Annotated in this window: 13 protein-coding genes; 9 read left to right on the forward strand and 4 right to left on the reverse strand. The window is 46.6% G+C overall.

Translation table 11 applies throughout. From position 1 onward, the window contains the following. Nucleotides 1-22: 22 nt before the first annotated feature. The 3 genes from A37S_RS0115715 to A37S_RS0115725 all read right to left on the reverse strand — a co-directional run bounded on the left by A37S_RS0115715 (nt 23) and on the right by A37S_RS0115725 (nt 2,523). Complete coding sequence (locus A37S_RS0115715; protein WP_028297817.1) at nt 23-628, reverse strand: bifunctional nuclease family protein; 606 nt, start codon at nt 626-628, stop codon at nt 23-25. Between the two features lie 73 nt (nt 629-701). Next, a complete protein-coding gene (locus A37S_RS0115720; protein WP_028297818.1) occupies nt 702-1,673 on the reverse strand; it encodes an electron transfer flavoprotein subunit alpha/FixB family protein in 972 nt (323 codons plus the stop codon). Between the two features lie 112 nt (nt 1,674-1,785). Further along, nucleotides 1,786-2,523 (reverse strand): electron transfer flavoprotein subunit beta/FixA family protein, encoded by a 738-nt coding sequence (locus A37S_RS0115725; protein ID WP_028297819.1) that lies wholly within the window; start codon nt 2,521-2,523, stop codon nt 1,786-1,788. 252 nt (nt 2,524-2,775) lie between these two features. Here A37S_RS0115725 and A37S_RS0115730 point away from each other — a divergent pair, with 252 nt between their 5' ends. Further along, nucleotides 2,776-3,123, forward strand: a complete 348-nt coding sequence (locus A37S_RS0115730) for a tetratricopeptide repeat protein (protein WP_028297820.1) — start codon at nt 2,776-2,778, stop codon at nt 3,121-3,123. Between the two features lie 31 nt (nt 3,124-3,154). Continuing rightward, the gene (mutS, locus tag A37S_RS0115735) at nt 3,155-5,764 is read left to right on the forward strand and encodes a DNA mismatch repair protein MutS (RefSeq protein WP_028297821.1); all 2,610 of its coding nucleotides are present in this window, start codon (nt 3,155-3,157) and stop codon (nt 5,762-5,764) included. A 135-nt stretch (nt 5,765-5,899) separates the two neighbouring features. On the opposite strand, the gene A37S_RS0115740 is transcribed toward mutS, so the two are convergent. After that, nucleotides 5,900-7,936 carry a M13 family metallopeptidase gene (locus A37S_RS0115740; RefSeq protein WP_028297822.1) on the reverse strand — a complete coding sequence of 679 codons (2,037 nt, stop codon included), beginning with the start codon at nt 7,934-7,936 and terminating at the stop codon, nt 5,900-5,902. Between the two features lie 244 nt (nt 7,937-8,180). Here A37S_RS0115740 and A37S_RS0115745 point away from each other — a divergent pair, with 244 nt between their 5' ends. The 7 genes from A37S_RS0115745 to A37S_RS26740 all read left to right on the forward strand — a co-directional run. Continuing rightward, nucleotides 8,181-8,831: a TetR/AcrR family transcriptional regulator gene (locus tag A37S_RS0115745; RefSeq protein ID WP_028297823.1), complete on the forward strand. Its 651-nt coding sequence runs from the start codon at nt 8,181-8,183 to the stop codon at nt 8,829-8,831. 33 nt (nt 8,832-8,864) lie between these two features. After that, on the forward strand, nt 8,865-10,223 hold the full coding sequence (locus tag A37S_RS0115750; protein ID WP_036602787.1) for a TolC family protein: 1,359 nt from the start codon (nt 8,865-8,867) through the stop codon (nt 10,221-10,223). A gap of 11 nt (nt 10,224-10,234) precedes the next feature. Then, on the forward strand, nt 10,235-11,305 hold the full coding sequence (locus A37S_RS0115755) for an efflux RND transporter periplasmic adaptor subunit (RefSeq protein WP_028297825.1): 1,071 nt from the start codon (nt 10,235-10,237) through the stop codon (nt 11,303-11,305). Nucleotides 11,306-11,316: 11 nt separating this feature from the next. Further along, the gene (locus tag A37S_RS0115760) at nt 11,317-14,388 is read left to right on the forward strand and encodes an efflux RND transporter permease subunit (protein ID WP_245586406.1); all 3,072 of its coding nucleotides are present in this window, start codon (nt 11,317-11,319) and stop codon (nt 14,386-14,388) included. Between the two features lie 75 nt (nt 14,389-14,463). After that, on the forward strand, nt 14,464-15,804 hold the full coding sequence (locus A37S_RS0115765) for a GntP family permease (protein WP_028297827.1): 1,341 nt from the start codon (nt 14,464-14,466) through the stop codon (nt 15,802-15,804). 42 nt (nt 15,805-15,846) lie between these two features. Continuing rightward, on the forward strand, nt 15,847-17,001 hold the full coding sequence (locus A37S_RS0115770) for a glycerate kinase (RefSeq protein WP_028297828.1): 1,155 nt from the start codon (nt 15,847-15,849) through the stop codon (nt 16,999-17,001). Nucleotides 17,002-17,136: 135 nt separating this feature from the next. Further along, a partial coding sequence (locus A37S_RS26740; protein WP_084163936.1) for a helix-turn-helix domain-containing protein occupies nt 17,137-17,311 on the forward strand: 175 nt, incomplete at its 3' end.

Genomic DNA, 17,311 nt, shown 5'->3' on the forward strand with positions numbered 1-17,311 from the left:
TTGTTACATACTTCAGTGAAGATTAAGATGACTTTCTTCTTGATATTTCATCCCTTATTTGGGCTGCCTTCTCGTAAGCTTCGTCTTCTAGTGCCTTTTGGAGCATTTCCATTAAGGCGTCATCGGAAAGATCGGAGAAATCACGTTTACTAGCGGTTTGTTTAGTCTCGCTGGTGCTTGTAGAAGTCTGGATGTTTTCCAAAAATGCATAGTCATTGCTATCTATAACAATGCCTGCGGAGGCCAGAATGAATTCATAGGTATAGATGGGGCAGCCAAAACGTATAGCAAGGGCGATGGCATCTGAAGAACGGGCATCTATCTCCACTTTGCGATTTCCGTTGGAACAAAGCAATTTAGCATAGAATACGCCGTCTACCAAGTTGTATATGATTACCTCAGTGATAGCAATTTGAAAGGTATTGGCAAATGTTTTGAACAGATCATGGGTGAGGGGTCGACTTAAAGGTACTTTCTCCATCTCCACGGCGATGGCTTGTGCTTCGCTGCCCCCTATAATGATGGGCAGCCTCCTTTGGCCACCTACTTCACCGAGTACCAAGGCATAAGCACCAGATTGAGTTTGGCTGAACGATAGGCCAACGATATCTAACTTGATCTTATTCATTAAGGCAAATATGCAAAAATGCTTTCAAAGCACTACAATCAATTTGAAGATAGTAGTGCTTTGAAAGCATAATCTAGCCTTTGTATGCCTTAATGGCTTGCGTGATTTTTGGTACTACTTCAAAGGCATCACCCACGATACCGTAGTCAGCCACTTTAAAAAACGGCGCTTCGGGGTCCTTGTTGATGACCACAATAGTCTTCGACGAGCTTACACCTGCCAAATGCTGTATAGCACCGGAAATGCCAATGGCAACGTATAAATTGGGGCTAATGACGATGCCCGTTTGCCCCACGTGCTCCGAATGGGGGCGCCATCCGGCGTCCGAAACGGGCTTGGAGCAAGCGGTGGCAGCACCTAGAACCTCTGCCAGATCCTCTATTATGCCCCAGTTTTCGGGACCTTTTAACCCCCTTCCTGCCGAAACTACGATTTCAGCATCAGGCAAGGTGATTTTGTCACTTGCACGCACAATTTCCTTAATTATTGTGTCGAAATCGTGTTCTTCGTTTTCTGGAGCGAAATCTTCTATCGAGCTATCTGTGGGATTTTCCTTTACGTCATAAGAGTTGGGCGTTAAGGCAATAACTTTGATGGCAGAGGTCAGCTCGGTAATGGCATAGGCCTTTCCTGAAAAGGCTGTTTTTCTTATGCTGAGGGTATTTCCATCGATGGTTGGCAGATCAATAGCCCCATCGGCCAAGCCTGCGCCCAGCTTTGCCGCAACTCGCGGAGCCAGCCCCTTGCCACTAAAGGAATTGGATATGACAACGGTATTGGCATTTGTGTGTTTTGCGGCCGAAGCAATGACGGAAGCATAGGCCTGATTGACAAAGGACTTAAATTGTTCTGAATCTACCCGGAGTATCTTGGAAACACCGTACCGGCCAAGACTTTTGAGCTCGTCATCAGCTACATGCCCTATGGAAAGAGCCGTTAGCTGGCTGCCATACAAATCAGCGATAGACTTGGCATAACTTATCAGCTCATAGACTGTTTTTTTGAACTTTCCTTCCGTATTTTCTACATATACTAACACTGACATCTCTTTTTGAATTTAAAACTTAGAACTTAAAACTTTATAACTCATCCCAAAACCAGTTCGGGACCTCCTGCGTGCGGCAGGCATTTCGTTCAGCAACTCATGATTTAGTAGCTTAGATTACTTTTGCCTTGCTGTGCAACAATTCCACCAGCTTTTCGGGCTCCGACGCATCGACGAACGTAATGGCTCCTCTGGGTGCTGGCGTTTCGTAGCGCACAATATGCGCCAGCTCTTCTACCGCTATCGGTTCCACTACGGTGAGAGGCTTCGTTCTGGCAGACATGATGCCTCGCATGTTTGGAATTCGTGGTTCGGCCACTCCTTCCGATGTGCCAAGTACCGCTGGAAGTGGGAGAGAAAGCAACTCTTTGCCACCTTCGATCTCGCGCTCTACAACGACGCGTTCGCCCTCAATATCGAGTTTCTTTACGGCAGAAACCGAAGGTATTCCCAGTAGTTCGCCAAGCATACCGGCTACTTGAGACCCGTTATAGTCGATGGATTCGCGGCCCAGTAAGATCAGGTCGTATGATTTGTCCTTTGCGTAGTGGGCTATCTGATTGGCTACAAACCAGGCACTGTGGGGCACAGCATTTATCCTCACAGCTTCATCGGCTCCCGTAGCCAGCGCCTTGCGAATAGTAGGGTCGGCACTTGGCTCGCCCACATGAATTACGGTTATACTTCCCTTGCCCGCTTCGGTGAGGGCAATGGCTTTCGATAGGGCTATTTCATCATAGGGATTGACGATAAACTGTACTCCACTTGCGTTGAACTCCGTGTTGTCGTTCGTGAAGGTTATCTTCGTGGTGGTGTCTGGCACATTACTGATACACACTAAAACTTTCATAAAGTAACAGATTGATATAAATTAATAGTTCAATAAATGGTCAAAAGCAAAGGGGGCAAGCAATACAACGCTCTTACCTCAATTCCATGCTCACACAAAGATAGGAAAATTATTATGCTTGCATAGTATTTTTTGTAAAAAATATTTTGTTTGTCCACCAGTTGAGATACCTGGTGGCAATATGCCTATTTCTTTGCACATGGTTTGCGTGGATGTCGTCATTATGCCAAAATATCTTTAAGTTTGCGCATCATGAGCAGGACGCGATTAGCACAATTATTGACATTTAAGCAACAGCAGCCCGACGACCCATTTATTCTATATGCGCTGGCATCCGAGTATTTGAAGCTCAATGAGGTGGAGCCTGCTTTGTTTTATTATAATGAATTGTTGATAGGCCATCCGGACTATGTGGGCACATATTATCATTTAGCCAAGCTTTATGAAGCGCTGGACAGGAAAGAGGAAGCCATAGCAGTTTATGAAAAAGGCTTAGCCGTGGCTCAACGTGCGGGTGACGGGCACGCTTATTCTGAGCTACTGGCGGCTTATAAAGGAGCCAAGGGGGAGTCTATAGTCGATGAAGACGAAGATGAATGATTTAAGGTAAAACCGAAACTAGAAGAATATTTTGGCAAAAGCGGCTAAAAAAGAAACGCCATTGATGCACCAATACAATGCTATCAAGGTTAAATATCCAGGGGCCTTACTGTTGTTCAGGGTGGGCGATTTCTATGAGACCTTTGGTTCTGATGCGGTAAAGGCAGCGGAGATATTAGGCATCGTACTGACAAAACGGGGCAGTGGCAGTGCCTCCGAAACGGAATTGGCAGGTTTTCCACACCATTCGCTGGAAACCTATTTGCCTAAGTTGGTGCGTGCTGGGCAAAGAGTGGCCATATGCGACCAGTTGGAAGACCCCAAAACGACGAAGACCATTGTGAAACGTGGTGTTACAGAGTTGGTGACGCCGGGGGTATCTTACAATGATAATATTGTGCAACAAAAGTCCAATAATTATTTGGCATCGCTTTACTTTGAAAAGAATCAATTAGGTATATCCCTATTGGATATTTCTACCGGCGAGTTTTTGGTCGCGCAGGGAGGAGCAGCCTATATCGACAAGCTTTTGCAGGGATTTAAACCCAGTGAAGTTATCTTCAGCCGCAAGAACAAAAAGGAGTTTCTAGAGTGTTTTGGAGATCGGTTTTATACTTATCAGTTGGAAGATTGGGTGTATTCGGGAGACTATGCGAAGGAAACGCTGCTGAAACATTTCGAGGTACAGTCGCTGAAAGGTTTCGGCATTGAACGCATGGGGCTGGCCATTGTGGCTGCTGGCGTTGCCTTGCACTATCTTAATGAAACAGAGCATCGCCACCTACAGCATATCTCCAATATTTCCCGCATAGAGGAAGACGGTTATATGTGGCTGGACCGTTTTACCATCCGTAACCTGGAGTTGATCGGTTCGTCAAACGAAAATGCTAAGACCTTGTCTGACGTGTTGGACCATACTTCGTCTCCCATGGGAGCACGTCTACTCAAGCGCTGGATGGTAATGCCTTTAAAGGAAATAAAGCCTATCCAAGAGCGACTGGATGTGGTGGAATACCTGCTTAATGACCCTTCTCTCAGTAGTGCCCTTATCAAGGAAATAAAGCAGGTTGGGGACATGGAGCGGCTCATCAGCAAAATAGGTCTTTTGAAGGCCCAACCTCGAGAGGTGGTGCAATTGAAAAGAGCCTTGTACGCCGTACAACAGCTAAAGGAATGGACATCACAGTCAGAGGTGGCTGCCCTGCAAGTCATCTCCGAACAGCTCAATCCCTGTTTGTTCATTCGCGATAAAATAGAAAAGGAGGTTCAGTCCGACCCGCCGGTGCTACTGGCCAAGGGCAATGTGATTGCCGACGGTGTAGACGCTGAGTTGGACAGACTGCGCAAGATCGCATTCGGTGGAAAGGATTTCCTATTGGAGATACAGAAACGCGAGGCCGAGGCTACGGGTATCCCTTCCTTGAAAATATCCTTCAACAACGTATTTGGTTATTATCTGGAAGTCACAAATGCGCACAAGGATAAAGTGCCTGCCGATTGGGTACGCAAGCAAACTTTGGTCAATGCCGAGCGCTATATCACGAGCGAGCTAAAGGAGTACGAGGAGCAAATCTTGGGAGCGGAGGAGAAAATTCAGCAGATTGAGAATAGGTTGTTCGCAGAGTTGCTGTCTATATTGAGTGAGTACATTAAACCTATTCAGCTCAATGCACAGCTTATTGCCAAACTGGACGTATTGTTGAACTTTGCGGATATCGCCAAGAAGAATTACTACGTAAAACCAATGATGTCCGACAGCAAGGTCATCGATATCAAAGGTGGACGGCATCCTGTAATAGAAAAGACATTGCCGATAGGTGAAAGTTATATTACAAATGACGTGTATCTGGACAGTGACTCTCAGCAGATCATCATCATCACGGGGCCAAATATGGCGGGTAAATCAGCTTTGCTCCGGCAAACGGGACTCATCGTGTTGATGGCGCAAATGGGCTGTTATGTTCCTGCCAAGGATGCCCACATAGGTTTAGTGGATAAGATATTCACGCGTGTGGGAGCATCGGATAACCTTTCCTCGGGCGAGTCGACCTTTATGGTGGAAATGAATGAAACGGCCAGCATCCTCAACAACCTATCTGATCGCAGCCTCGTTTTGTTAGATGAAATAGGAAGGGGAACAAGTACTTACGATGGCATTTCCATTGCTTGGGCCATTGCCGAATTTATTCACAACCATCCCACCGCTAGGGCGAAGACACTCTTTGCTACGCACTATCATGAATTGAATGAATTGAGCAATTCGTTTAACCGGATCAAGAATTTTAACGTTTCGGTAAAGGAGGTCGGAAACAAAGTGATTTTCCTGAGAAAGCTGGTGCCCGGAGGGAGTGAGCATAGTTTTGGGATACATGTTGCCAAGATGGCCGGTATGCCTGTCAAACTGATTGCCAGGGCTGGAGAGATACTGAAGCGCTTGGAACAAGAGCGTACCGGGGGCGAGCATATCAAGGATAGCATGAAGAAAATACAGAAGCAAGCTTACCAGTTGCAGATGTTTTCAATTGACGATCCGGTATTGGTAAAGATCAGAGATGTACTTAACAACCTGGACGTAAATACGCTTACACCTGTTGAGGCACTGATGAAATTGGACGAAATACAGCGTTTGCTGAAGACTTAATACAAAGATCGTCTTTTTGAAGGTATAGTAGCCATGGTAATATAAAGGGGGCTAAAAAATATCAACTATGCTCTGGCATGCAGAGCATAGTTGATATTTTTTAGCCCCCCAAAGAAATTAAAGGGAATCAACCTTTTACCAGATCCTAATCCGCTCGCTTTCCGGCTTGTAAAGCTTATCGCCCGGTTTGATGTCAAAAGCCTGGTACCAAGCGTCCATGTTGACCAGTGGGCCCAATGTCCTTGCCGTAGAAGGTGCATGCGGATCTGTCAATATGAGTTGTGCTGCAGTTTCGGGCAAGGTGTTCATGCGCCAAACCTGTGCCCAGGACAAGAAGAAGCGCTGGTCGGGTGTAAAACCGTCAATCAGCTCGTTCGACTGGCCCTGAGGTGTTTTCTTGAATGCAGCGTAGGCCATGGCCAGCCCACCCAGATCTGCGAGGTTCTCGCCCAAGGTAAGCTTACCATTCACATGTACCGTATCCAATACGGTATAGGCGTTATATTGTTCCACTACCTTGTCTGCCAAAGCCTTAAATTTGTCGGCATCTTCCTTGGTCCACCAGTCTTTCAGGTTTCCATCTGCACCATATTGCCTGCCTTGGTCGTCGAAACCGTGTGTCATTTCATGGCCTATGACCGCTCCGATTCCGCCATAGTTGACTGCATCATCTGCATCGAAATCGAAGAAAGGAAATTGTAAGATGCCTGCAGGGAACGCGATCTCATTGTTCACCGGACTATAATAGGCATTTACGGTAGGTGGGGTCATTCCCCAACGCGTCTTGTCTACGGGCTTGCCCAGTTGGGCTATCATGTATTGGTAAGACCATTGGCTAGCTCTTCTCAGATTGCCGAAATAGTCGTTTCTGTTGATGACCAAGCCCTCATAATCTTTCCATTTGTCGGGATAGCCAATTTTTGGAGTGAAGGCATGCAGTTTTTCCAATGCCCGTTGCTTGGTCTCATCACTCATCCAATCCAATGTCTTTATGCGCTCTTCGAACGTATCGGATAGGTTTTTTACCAATTGTACCATCCGCTCTTTCGCCTCGGGCTTGAAATATTTGGCTACATACAACTGGCCTAGTAAATCGCCGATATTGCGATCTATCGTGGAGAAGGTACGTTGCCATCTCGGCGTCATCACCTTTTGGCCGGTCAATACCTGATTGAAGGCAAAACTGGCGTCAACAAACGGCGTACTTAGGCTGCCGGAGGCATTTTTCAATAGATTCCATTTCAGGTACACTTTCCAGTCTTGCAAGCTTTTGGTGCTCAACAGCTCGGAAGCGGCGGCCATAAAATCAGGATTATTGACCAATACGCTGTCTGGCGCATCAATGCCAAGATCTCCAAAGGTAGTAGCCCAATGGAGATTGGGCGTTTTTTTTTCTAGTTGGGCTAGGGAAAACTTATTGTATGTGCGGTATGGATCACGCATTTCTACCCTGCTCCATTGTGCCTTGGCCAAAATGGATTCCATCTCCCATACAATGCCGAAGTATGCTTTGGCCTGTGCAGGTTTGATGCCGGATAAAGTGAAAAGTGTTTCGACATACTTTTCATAGGCAGCCTTGATCTGCTCGTTTCGTTTATTGTCTACTAGGTAATAATCGCGATCGGGAAGCGTGGTGCCCCCTTGGCTTAGGTTCACCACATTTTCGGTGACGTTCTTGCGGTCTTGTCCTACAGAAAATCCGTATAGGGCACTAGCCAGTCCTTGCGTACGTAGGTAGGCCATTTCGCTCACAAGACCTTTTGTGTCCTTTATTTGATCAATACGTTTCAAATCGGCTTGGATAGGGGTACTGCCCAACTTCTCTATGGTAACGGTATCCATGGCGCTGGCAAAAAAATCGCCTACTCGTTGCTCGGCGCTTCCAGACTGTAGGCCCTTGCGTGAAGAGACATCTTCCAAGATGCTCTTAACGGCTTCCGCATTAAAATCGCGCAACTGATTGAAACTTCCCCAACGTGTTTCCTTTGCCGGAACGGGATTATTCTTGAGCCAATTGCCACTGGCATAATTATAAAAGTCGTCCCCAGGACTAAAGCTTTTGTCCATATTGGCAGGGTCGATGAATTTGTCTGGCCGGATACTTACTTTCTCTTGTGATAAGCCCGTCAATGACATTAGGCTTATTCCAATTGCTGGAATATAGTATTTCATTTATCGATGTGTTTTGGTTATAGGGTGCGAATTTAGTGTCCTTTTTTGTTTTCGAGCCAAATGTATGAAAGATATTACGTTTTGTTTCTGATGATCAGACGCAAGTATCAAGATATAAGGCATCAAGCAAGACCAGTTTGAGGTGAATATTTTACACTGTTTACCCCGTATCTGGCTAAAATAAAAAAATAAATTTGTAATATTAACAGTGTTAATTATATTTGTCCCGTAAAGTTTAACGTAAATGGGGATCAAGGAAAGAAAGAATAGGCACAAGGAAGATTTGCGGCAGCGCATTTTGGATGCGGCAAAGAAATTATTTTTGAAAGAAGGCTATGGAGCGACATCCATCCGTAAGATAGCTGCTGAGATAGAATTTAGTCCTACTACTATCTATTTGTATTATGATGATAAAGCGGCGATAGCCTATGCTTTACATCAAGAGGGATTTCGGCTGATGAGAGTAGGATTTGAAGCATTGCACAACGTGGATAATCCTTTTGAACGGCTTAAGGCAATGGGACGCGCCTACCTGAAGTTCTCTTTAGAAAATCCTGATTTTTATGAACTTATGTTTGTGATGAAAGAGCCGATGGATTTTATCGAAAACTTTACTGATGGAAAAGAGGATGGCGAATGGGAAGAGGGAATGGGGGTTTTTGATATGCTTGTGCAGACCGTGGAAGAATGTCAGCGTATTGGTTATTTCGTTGATCAGGAAACCCGGGTTTTCTCCTTTTTGATATGGTCTACTGTGCACGGCATCTGTACACTGAGCTTGCATGGGCATTTGGAACATGCTTGCATGCATAAAATGATAGGTAAAGGATCCAGCGAAATTATTGATGCTGCGCTTGAAAACTTTATTGCACTTTTAAATAGGATGAAGGATTAAATTTTTTTTGTTCGGATAATAACACTGTTAATAATGAGAACTACGTTATTTTTTGCTTTCTTGTTTGCTCTTGCCACTCACCAGGGATATGCGCAGACCAATGCATTAAACCAGTATATAGAAGAGGGGCTAAGGAATAATTTGGTGCTCAGGCAAAAAAATATTTCGCTGGACAAAGCTTTATTGGCCTTAAAAAGTGCCAAAAGTAACTATCTGCCTTCCGTCAACTTTCAAACTACCTATAGTACGGCTACCGGTGGGCGTAGCATCGAGTTGCCCTTGGGCGACCTGATGAATCCCGTGTATGCCACCTTGAATCAGCTGACCAACTCGCAGGCATTTCCTATGTTGGATAACGAGTCTATCAATTTCCTACCCCGCAATTATTACGATGCACGCATCAGGACAACCGTCCCTCTTATCAATACGGATATCGGCTATAACAAAAAAATCAATGAGCAGCAGGTGGTGCTTAGTGAGTTGGATCTCGATACCTACCAACGTGAGTTGGTCAAGGAAATCAAGTTAGCTTACTACCAATACTTAAGCGCTCAACAAGCCGTATCCGTTTATCGCTCTTCGCTGGAGCTTGCGGAAGAGTCGAACCGCGTGAACGAACGTCTGCTGGAAAGCGGCAAAGGCTTGCCGGCCTATGTGCTACGTTCGCAAAGCGAAATGGAGCAAGTAAAAGCACAGATCAGCCAAGCGGAGCAGCAGCAGCATAGCGCGCAGCTTTATTTCAATTCCTTGCTCAATAAGGGTGGGGATGACTTGATAGATACCGCCGTGGACATCGACGGTGAGCTCTTGAAATCTACTGCGTTGATAAATGAAAGGCTAGACACCGCCAAAAGGGAGGAAATCCAGTCTTTGAAACAATTGGTGGAAATCAACAATACCGTATTGCAGATGAACAAAGGTTTTTACATACCTAAGTTAAGCGGTTTTTTGGATATAGGAACTCAAGCTGAGCAAATGCGTTTTAATGGTCAGTCGCGCTATATGATGGTCGGTCTGCAATTTGATTTGCCCATTTACAATGGCAATCGAAATAGGCTAAAGATCAGGCAGGCGGCATTGGACGTGGACAATGCCTTGCTGCGCAAGGATGAGGTGGAGCAGCAGCTGTCCATGAGCCATAAGATAGCGAGAGATCACTTACAAACAAGTTGGCAAGTGTATCAATCGTCCTTGAAGCAATTGGAGGCGGCTTCTTCCTACCAACGGTTGATAGAGAGAGGTTATAAGGCAGGCAGCAATACATATATCGAAACCATAGACGCACGCAATCAGCTCACCATGGCCCGTCTCTCTGCTCAGATCAATAAATACAATGTATTACAGGCCGCGGCGAGCTTGGAGCGCGAGATGGCCTCTTACCCACTCAAATAACAGATTGTCTTATGAATAGGAATTATTTTCTTTTGCCCTTATTGTCTTTGTGTGTGTTCCTCGCCCGATGCGGTCACTCGGGTGGTGATGGGGCGACTTTAGCAAAAAGCGATACCATCCCCGTACGTCTGCTGCCATTGCAACAGGGCCAGGTGGGCAGTCGCATCGAGAGTTCAGGGCTTTTCACCAGTGATGATGAGACGGTTCTTTCTTTCAAGAACGGCGGTGTCGTCAGCAAGATTTATGTAAAGGAAGGAGATGCCGTGAAAAAAGGGCAGCTATTGGCCTCGCTCAATCCCACGGAAATAGATGCCGCATATGGCCAGGCCAAACTTTCCGAAGAGAAAGCAGAGCGTGACTATAAGCGGGCCTTGCAGCTATATAAGGACAGTGTGGCCACCTTGGAGCAATTGCAGAATGCCGAAACTGCCTTTAAGGTGGCACAGCAACAGCTTAGTTCGGCCAGCTTCAATAGGAACCAAACCGAAATCAGGGCCTTTAGTTCGGGGTATGTGATGAGGAAATTGGCCAATGAAGGTCAAGTGGTGGGGGCGGGTACACCGATATTGCAGGTCAATGGCGCTGCCCAGCATAGCTGGCAATTGCGGGTGGGACTCAGCGATAGGGAATGGGCGTCCATTGCGGTAGGGGATAAAGCATATATTACTTTCGAAGCACTCAATGGAGACAGTATTCCTGCACGGGTGCACAAAAAATCCGAAAGCATAGACCCCTCTTCGGGCACTTTTAATGCCATGCTGATGGTGGATGGGGAAAGTAAATACCCCATCGGCTCGGGCATGTTTGCCAAGGCCACGATATGGCCGAAGAATGAACGTCAAGTTTGGCATATTCCCTTTGAGGCCATATTGGATGCAGATGCCGGTAAGGCCTACGTCTTTGCCAGCAACGATGGAAAGACGGCAAGGCGCGTACCGGTGCGTATTGCCGATATTCAGGACAAAGGCGTGTTGGTGACCGATGGCTTGGAGGGGGTGCAGCATATCATTATCTCGGGCAGTGCCTACCTCAACGATGGTTCGCCCATCAAAGTAATCCACACAGGTCTGAACAAAAAATAGAAGGGAACGACATGATGAACTTATCATCCTATTCAATAAAGAACTATCAGTTCACCCTCATCATGGTATTGATGGTGCTGGTGGTAGGCATCAGCACGATGTTGACCATGCCACGGGCCGAAGATCCGGAGATGAAAACCCCATCCTTTCCCATTGCCGTGGTGTACCCGGGGACTAGTCCCAAGGATATGGAAGAGCTGGTGGTGAAGCCCATGGAAGCGCAAATCTATGGACTGGACGACATCAAACGTATCAAGACGACCATATACAATGGCCTGGCGCTGCTCTTTGTGGAATACAACTATAATACGAATGTAGACGACAAGTATCAGGAGCTGATCAGGGAGACGGCTGGCCTGCGGGATAAATTGCCGCAGGATATCTATAGCATAGAGGTGATGCAGGTGCAGCCAAGCGATGTCAATATCGTGCAGCTGGCACTCATTTCGGAAAATGCCTCGCGCAAGCAGATGAAAAAAGCGGCAGAAGACCTGAAAGAGGAATTGGAAAAGGTGAAGGCATTGAAAAATGTGGTCATCAGCGGACTGCCCGAGCAATTGGTACGTATAGATGTGGTCCCAGATAAGCTGGCCAGCATGAAAATCCCCTTGAACAATGTGGTGCAGGCCATACAGAGCGAGGCTAGCAATATCCCCGGTGGCAGCATCGTGGTTGGGTCAAATGCCTATAGTCTCAAGACAAGTGGCAATTACCAGAGCCTGGACGAGATCAGACAAACAATCATATCCAGCAGCGAGGGCAAGAATGTCTTGCTGGAAGATGTGGCCCAGGTCTATCCCGATTTTGCTCCGGAGGACGATATCACCCGATTGAACGGGTATCGTTGTCTCTTTGTCAATGCGGCCATGAAGAGCGGTCAAAATATCAGTGCCGTGCAAGAAGAATATTTGCAGGTGTTGGAGCAGTACAAAAGCGCTTTGCCGTCCAATATGGATTTGGTGCTGCATTTTGACCAGGCCGAGAATGTGAACCATAGATTGAGTGGGCTGGGAGTCGATTTTATTATCGCCGTCAGCTTGGTGCTCATCACGCTGTTGCCTTTGGGCACGCGTGCCTCTGCCGTGGTGATGATTGCCATACCTTTGTCCCTATCTATGGGCATAGTAGCCCTTAACGCTTTTGGCTATAGCCTCAATCAATTGAGTATCGTAGGTTTTGTGGTCGCCTTGGGCTTATTGGTGGATGACAGCATTGTAGTAGTAGAAAATATTGAGCGATGGATGCGTGACGGCTATGACCGCGTGACGGCGGCTATCAAGGGCACGCAACAAATTACCTTGGCTATTATTGGCTGTACGGCCACTCTGGTCATTGCTTTCAGCCCATTAATGTTCATGCCCGAGGCATCCGGCGATTTTATAAGAAGCTTGCCCGTTGCTGTCATCTGTAGTGTGCTGGCTTCCATGATCGTGGCACTTACGGTGGTGCCTTTTCTGGCGAGCAGAATCCTCAAACCGCATGAAAACCCAGAGGGTAATGTCGTTTTGCGTACTTTTCAACGGGTTATCCATGGTACCTATGCCGTTTTGCTCGATAAGGCACTGAAAAAACCGCGCTTTACCTTGCTCATTGCTTTGTTGGTTTTTGGCGGAGCGCTTGCCCTGTTTCCCGTTGTCGGTTTCAGCTTGTTCCCCTCATCGGAGAAACCACAGTTTTTGATCAATATTACCGCTCCGCAGCAGTCTAGCCTGGCCTATACCGATAGTCTTACGAAAGACATAGAACATGAATTGGCACAGATTCCCGAAGTCATCTACTATGCTTCCAACGTGGGCAAGGGCAATCCCCGTATCTACTATAACGTGCAGCAGCAAAACCAGCGGAACGATTTCTCGGAGATTTTCGTACAGCTGAAACCGGATGTCAATGCCAAAAAGAAATCGGAGCTGATAGATCACCTACGAAGCAAATGGACTCCCTACCTGGGTGCCAAGGTGGAGGTGAAGGATTTTGAGCAGGGGGTTCCCATTATCTCACCGGTGGAGGTACGCTTGACGGGCGAGAATCTCGATACCCTACGCAAGCTGGCAGCAGGGGTGGAGCAGCTATTGTTAGAGACGGAAGGAACTATTTATGTGAACAACCCCGTGAAAAATAATCTGATGGACCTTAGGCTAACGGTGGACAAGCAGAAGGCGATGAGCTTGGGGGTGCCGTCCACATCCATAGATCGAACGGTGCGCATGGCCGTGGCAGGGCTCGACGTGGCCAGCTATAGCAATCCGCAGGAAGATGGAGACGACTATACTTTGCGCTTGAGCGTGCCTAGGGCATCCTACCCAGATATGCAGGTGTTCAACGGGCTGTATGTAAACAATGTGCAAGGTGCGCCCATCCCTTTAAAGCAATTGGCCAAATTGGAATTTGAATCCTCGCCCATCAGCATTTTCCATTTGAATAAGACCCGTTCCGTATCGGTCAATTCGTTTGTAGCCAAGGGCTATCAGAACGATAGGGTCATCAATGCCGTAGATGCCAAGATGAAAGATGTCGATCTTCCAAGTGGCTACCGCTATGAAATGGCCGGCGAGGTGGAGAGCCGCGAGCAGTCGTTCGGCGGATTCGGTACCATCATCATGGTCACGGTATTTCTATTCGTAGCTGTGCTGGTATTGGAATTCAAGACTTTCAAGAGTACTTTAATCGTACTATCTGTCATTCCATTGGGCATGGTGGGCGCTGTACTTGCCCTGTTGATAACCGGCAACTCCTTATCTTTTGTAGCCACTATAGGTATTGTAGCCTTGGCCGGTATCGAGGTGAAGAATACCATTTTGCTGGTAGACTTTACCAATCAGTTGCGGAGGGAAGGCATGGAGTTGAATGAGGCCATAGAGAAGGCGGGAGAAATTAGGTTCTTACCCATTATATTGACCACGCTTACGGCTATAGGAGGCTTGATGCCTATTGCATGGTCTAGCAATCCGCTCATATCGCCTTTGGCTATTGTGATGATCGGAGGGCTTATTAGCTCGACTTTATTATCACGCATTGTCACACCAGTTGTATATAAGTTGATACCACCGAAAATTGAACCTGATCTTCTTTCTGCAGAAGCCTAATGGGGGCGATTGCTTGATGTTGCAGGGAAATTGGTTATTCCGTATCTTGCCGGAATAACCAATTTCCCAACATTCATGGCACATGAAGTTTCTTTTTGGCAAAGTATCCTCGCACTGCTCACAGGCATTTCGTTGATCATACTGCTGACTGTTCGTTACAGAATTCACGCCTTTTTTGCTTTATTAGTTGCATGTTTGTGGGTAGGTACTTTCATTCAATTGCCGTTAGTGGAGAGTATCCGTATTGCCAAGGAAGGTTTTGGACACATCATGGGGTCATTGGCATTGCTCATCGTACTGGGTACTACGCTCGGGATGTTATTGGAATATACACATAGTACAAGGGTTATTGCCAATTTTATTTTGTCCAAAGTGGGGGCAGCAAGATCTGCCTTGGCAATGAATTTGAGCGGTTATATAGTGGGGATGCCCATATTCTGCGATTCGGGTTTCATTGTATTGAACGGCTTGAACAAAGAATTGGCTTTTCGTTCCAGGACATCTTTATTGGTAATGGCCTCATCACTGGCTACCGGCCTGTATGCGGTACATTGCCTAATGCCTCCGCATCCAGGCATGGCCGCGGCCGTTGGTACATTGGAAGCTGATTTTGGTGCCGTGATACTCTACGGTTTGCTGATCGCTATCCCAACCTCATACTGTGGATATTTATGGTCGCACTATGCGGGACGGAAAGTGCCCTTGCCAAAAATTACTGTTGAATCAGCTACCGAGCAACCTATGCAAGCTCATCCTTCTTTACTGGCTGCGGTATTACCTATATTGGTGCCTATTGTATTAATCGCATTGCGTTCATTTTCTGTGGGCCTGGTTGCTTCGGGAAGTATTTATGAGTTGCTCTTGCTTACTCTGGGGATGCCGGAGTTCGCCTTATTAGTGGGAATAGTACTCGTATTCATGGGAAATCGCCACATGGCGAGAAAAGCAATTACAAAACTGTTGTATGAAGGCGTAGAGAAAGCGGCGGGGATATTAGTTATTATAGGTGCTGGCGGAGCTTTTGGCGCTATTTTGTCTAAAGCCGATTTGGGGAGGCATTTTTCCGAAAATATACCGATTGCCAGTTTGGGGCTGTTTTTTCCGTTTTTGGTAGCCGCGGTATTGAAAACAGCTCAGGGATCATCCACTGTGGCCGTTATTACTGCTGCATCCATCGTTGCACCACTATTGGCAAGTTTGGGACTTGAAAGCGAATCGGGAAAAATCATCTGTGTACTTTCCTTGGGAGCGGGTTCCATGATGATTTCACATGCCAATGATGCTTATTTTTGGGTGATTGCGAAATTTTCCGGCTTGCCTATGCAAGCGATGTTGAAAGTTTATAGTGTTGCAACCTTTTTTATGGGAATGGTTGCGATCGTTTTTGTTTACTTATTGGCGCTAATTATTCTGTAAAATTCAGGTTTAGATACCTTGTGTACATAAATATATAAATCAATGCCTACTAAAATATCATCCATATTAGTGGCTCCCAATGCCTTTAAACACAGTTTGGACGCCTTAGCGGCAGCAAGGGCCATTGGAGAAGGGTTAGAATTGGGAGGGTACCGGGGAGAACTTTCTTACTGTCCCATAGGTGATGGAGGAGATGGAACGGTTGCATTGCTTCTGCGCCAATTGGGAGCAGAACAAGTGCCGAAAACCGTAACTGGACCCTTGGCAGAACCGGTGCGAGCGAGTTACGGTTTAGTCCGACAGAAAAAGATTGCGCTTATCGAAATGTCGGATGCTTCGGGAATAAAACTTTTAAAGGATGAAGACCGAGATCCGATGAAGGCTACTTCCTATGGTACAGGTGAGTTGATTTTGGAGGCACTGGATCAAGGTGTCGAAGAGATTATCATCGGCATGGGAGGCTCTGCTACGGTTGATGGCGGCTGTGGCATCTTGGCTGCATTAGGTGCGCGTTTTTACGATAAGCAAGGGAACCTTTTAGACGCTTGCCCCGCGAGTTTGCAGTTGCTTGCCAAAGTTGATTTATATGGGTTGGACAAACGTTTGCAAAACGTGAGGATTGTTGTTCTCTGTGACGTGACCAATAAGTTGTTGGGGACAAGCGGGGCTGCAGCGGTATTTGGGCCACAGAAAGGAGCAAGCGAAGAACAGATAAAGACATTGGATGTCTTTTTGGGGCAGTTGGCCATGCAGATCAGGCAGGTTACTGGCAGGGATATGGCTGCGGTAGACGCTGGGGGAGTGGCAGGTGGAGCAGCAGGTGGTTTATATGCAGCGTTGGATGCCCAGCTGAAGAGTGGGATAGCGCATTTTATGGAATTGACTGGTTTGGAAGATGCGTTAAAGAAAGCTGATATGCTTATAACGGGAGAGGGAAGTTTAGACAGGCAGACGTTGGGAGGAAAAGGACCATATGGCTTAGCATTAAAAGCTAAGGAAATGGGAAAGCCGGTTATCGCCATTGCTGGGAAAGTCCCACTAGATTATGATGCTGATATGCATGATGTTTTTGATGTGGTGCTGCCTATTTGTCACGAACCGATGCATTTAGCGGATGCCTTAAAGGTCACCAGGCAGAATTTGATAAGAACGGGAGTGGTCATTGCTCGGTTTTTAAGTATTTCAGGTATGGATTGAGCCGCAATGAAGCTGTGCTTGCGAGGACTGACGTAAGTTCAATTAAGAAATGCAACAAAGGTTGAAATAAACATGCCAATTGGGGGTACCCCCAATTGGCATGTTTAAGGGAAAAAAACGACTTTTGAATTGCGAATGGAAAAATCACATTTAACCCTGGAACAAAGGTACGAAATCCAGGCTTACAGAGCGAGCGGAAAGAAGATCTCGGAGATCGCCGTTATCATCGGCAGGGACAAATCGGTAGTCAGCCGGGAGGTTAAGCGCAACAGTAATCCCAAAGGGGTCTACAAGGCCTCCTATGCCCAAG

Source organism: Olivibacter sitiensis DSM 17696 (assembly GCF_000427965.1).
Lineage (GTDB): Bacteria > Bacteroidota > Bacteroidia > Sphingobacteriales > Sphingobacteriaceae > Olivibacter > Olivibacter sitiensis.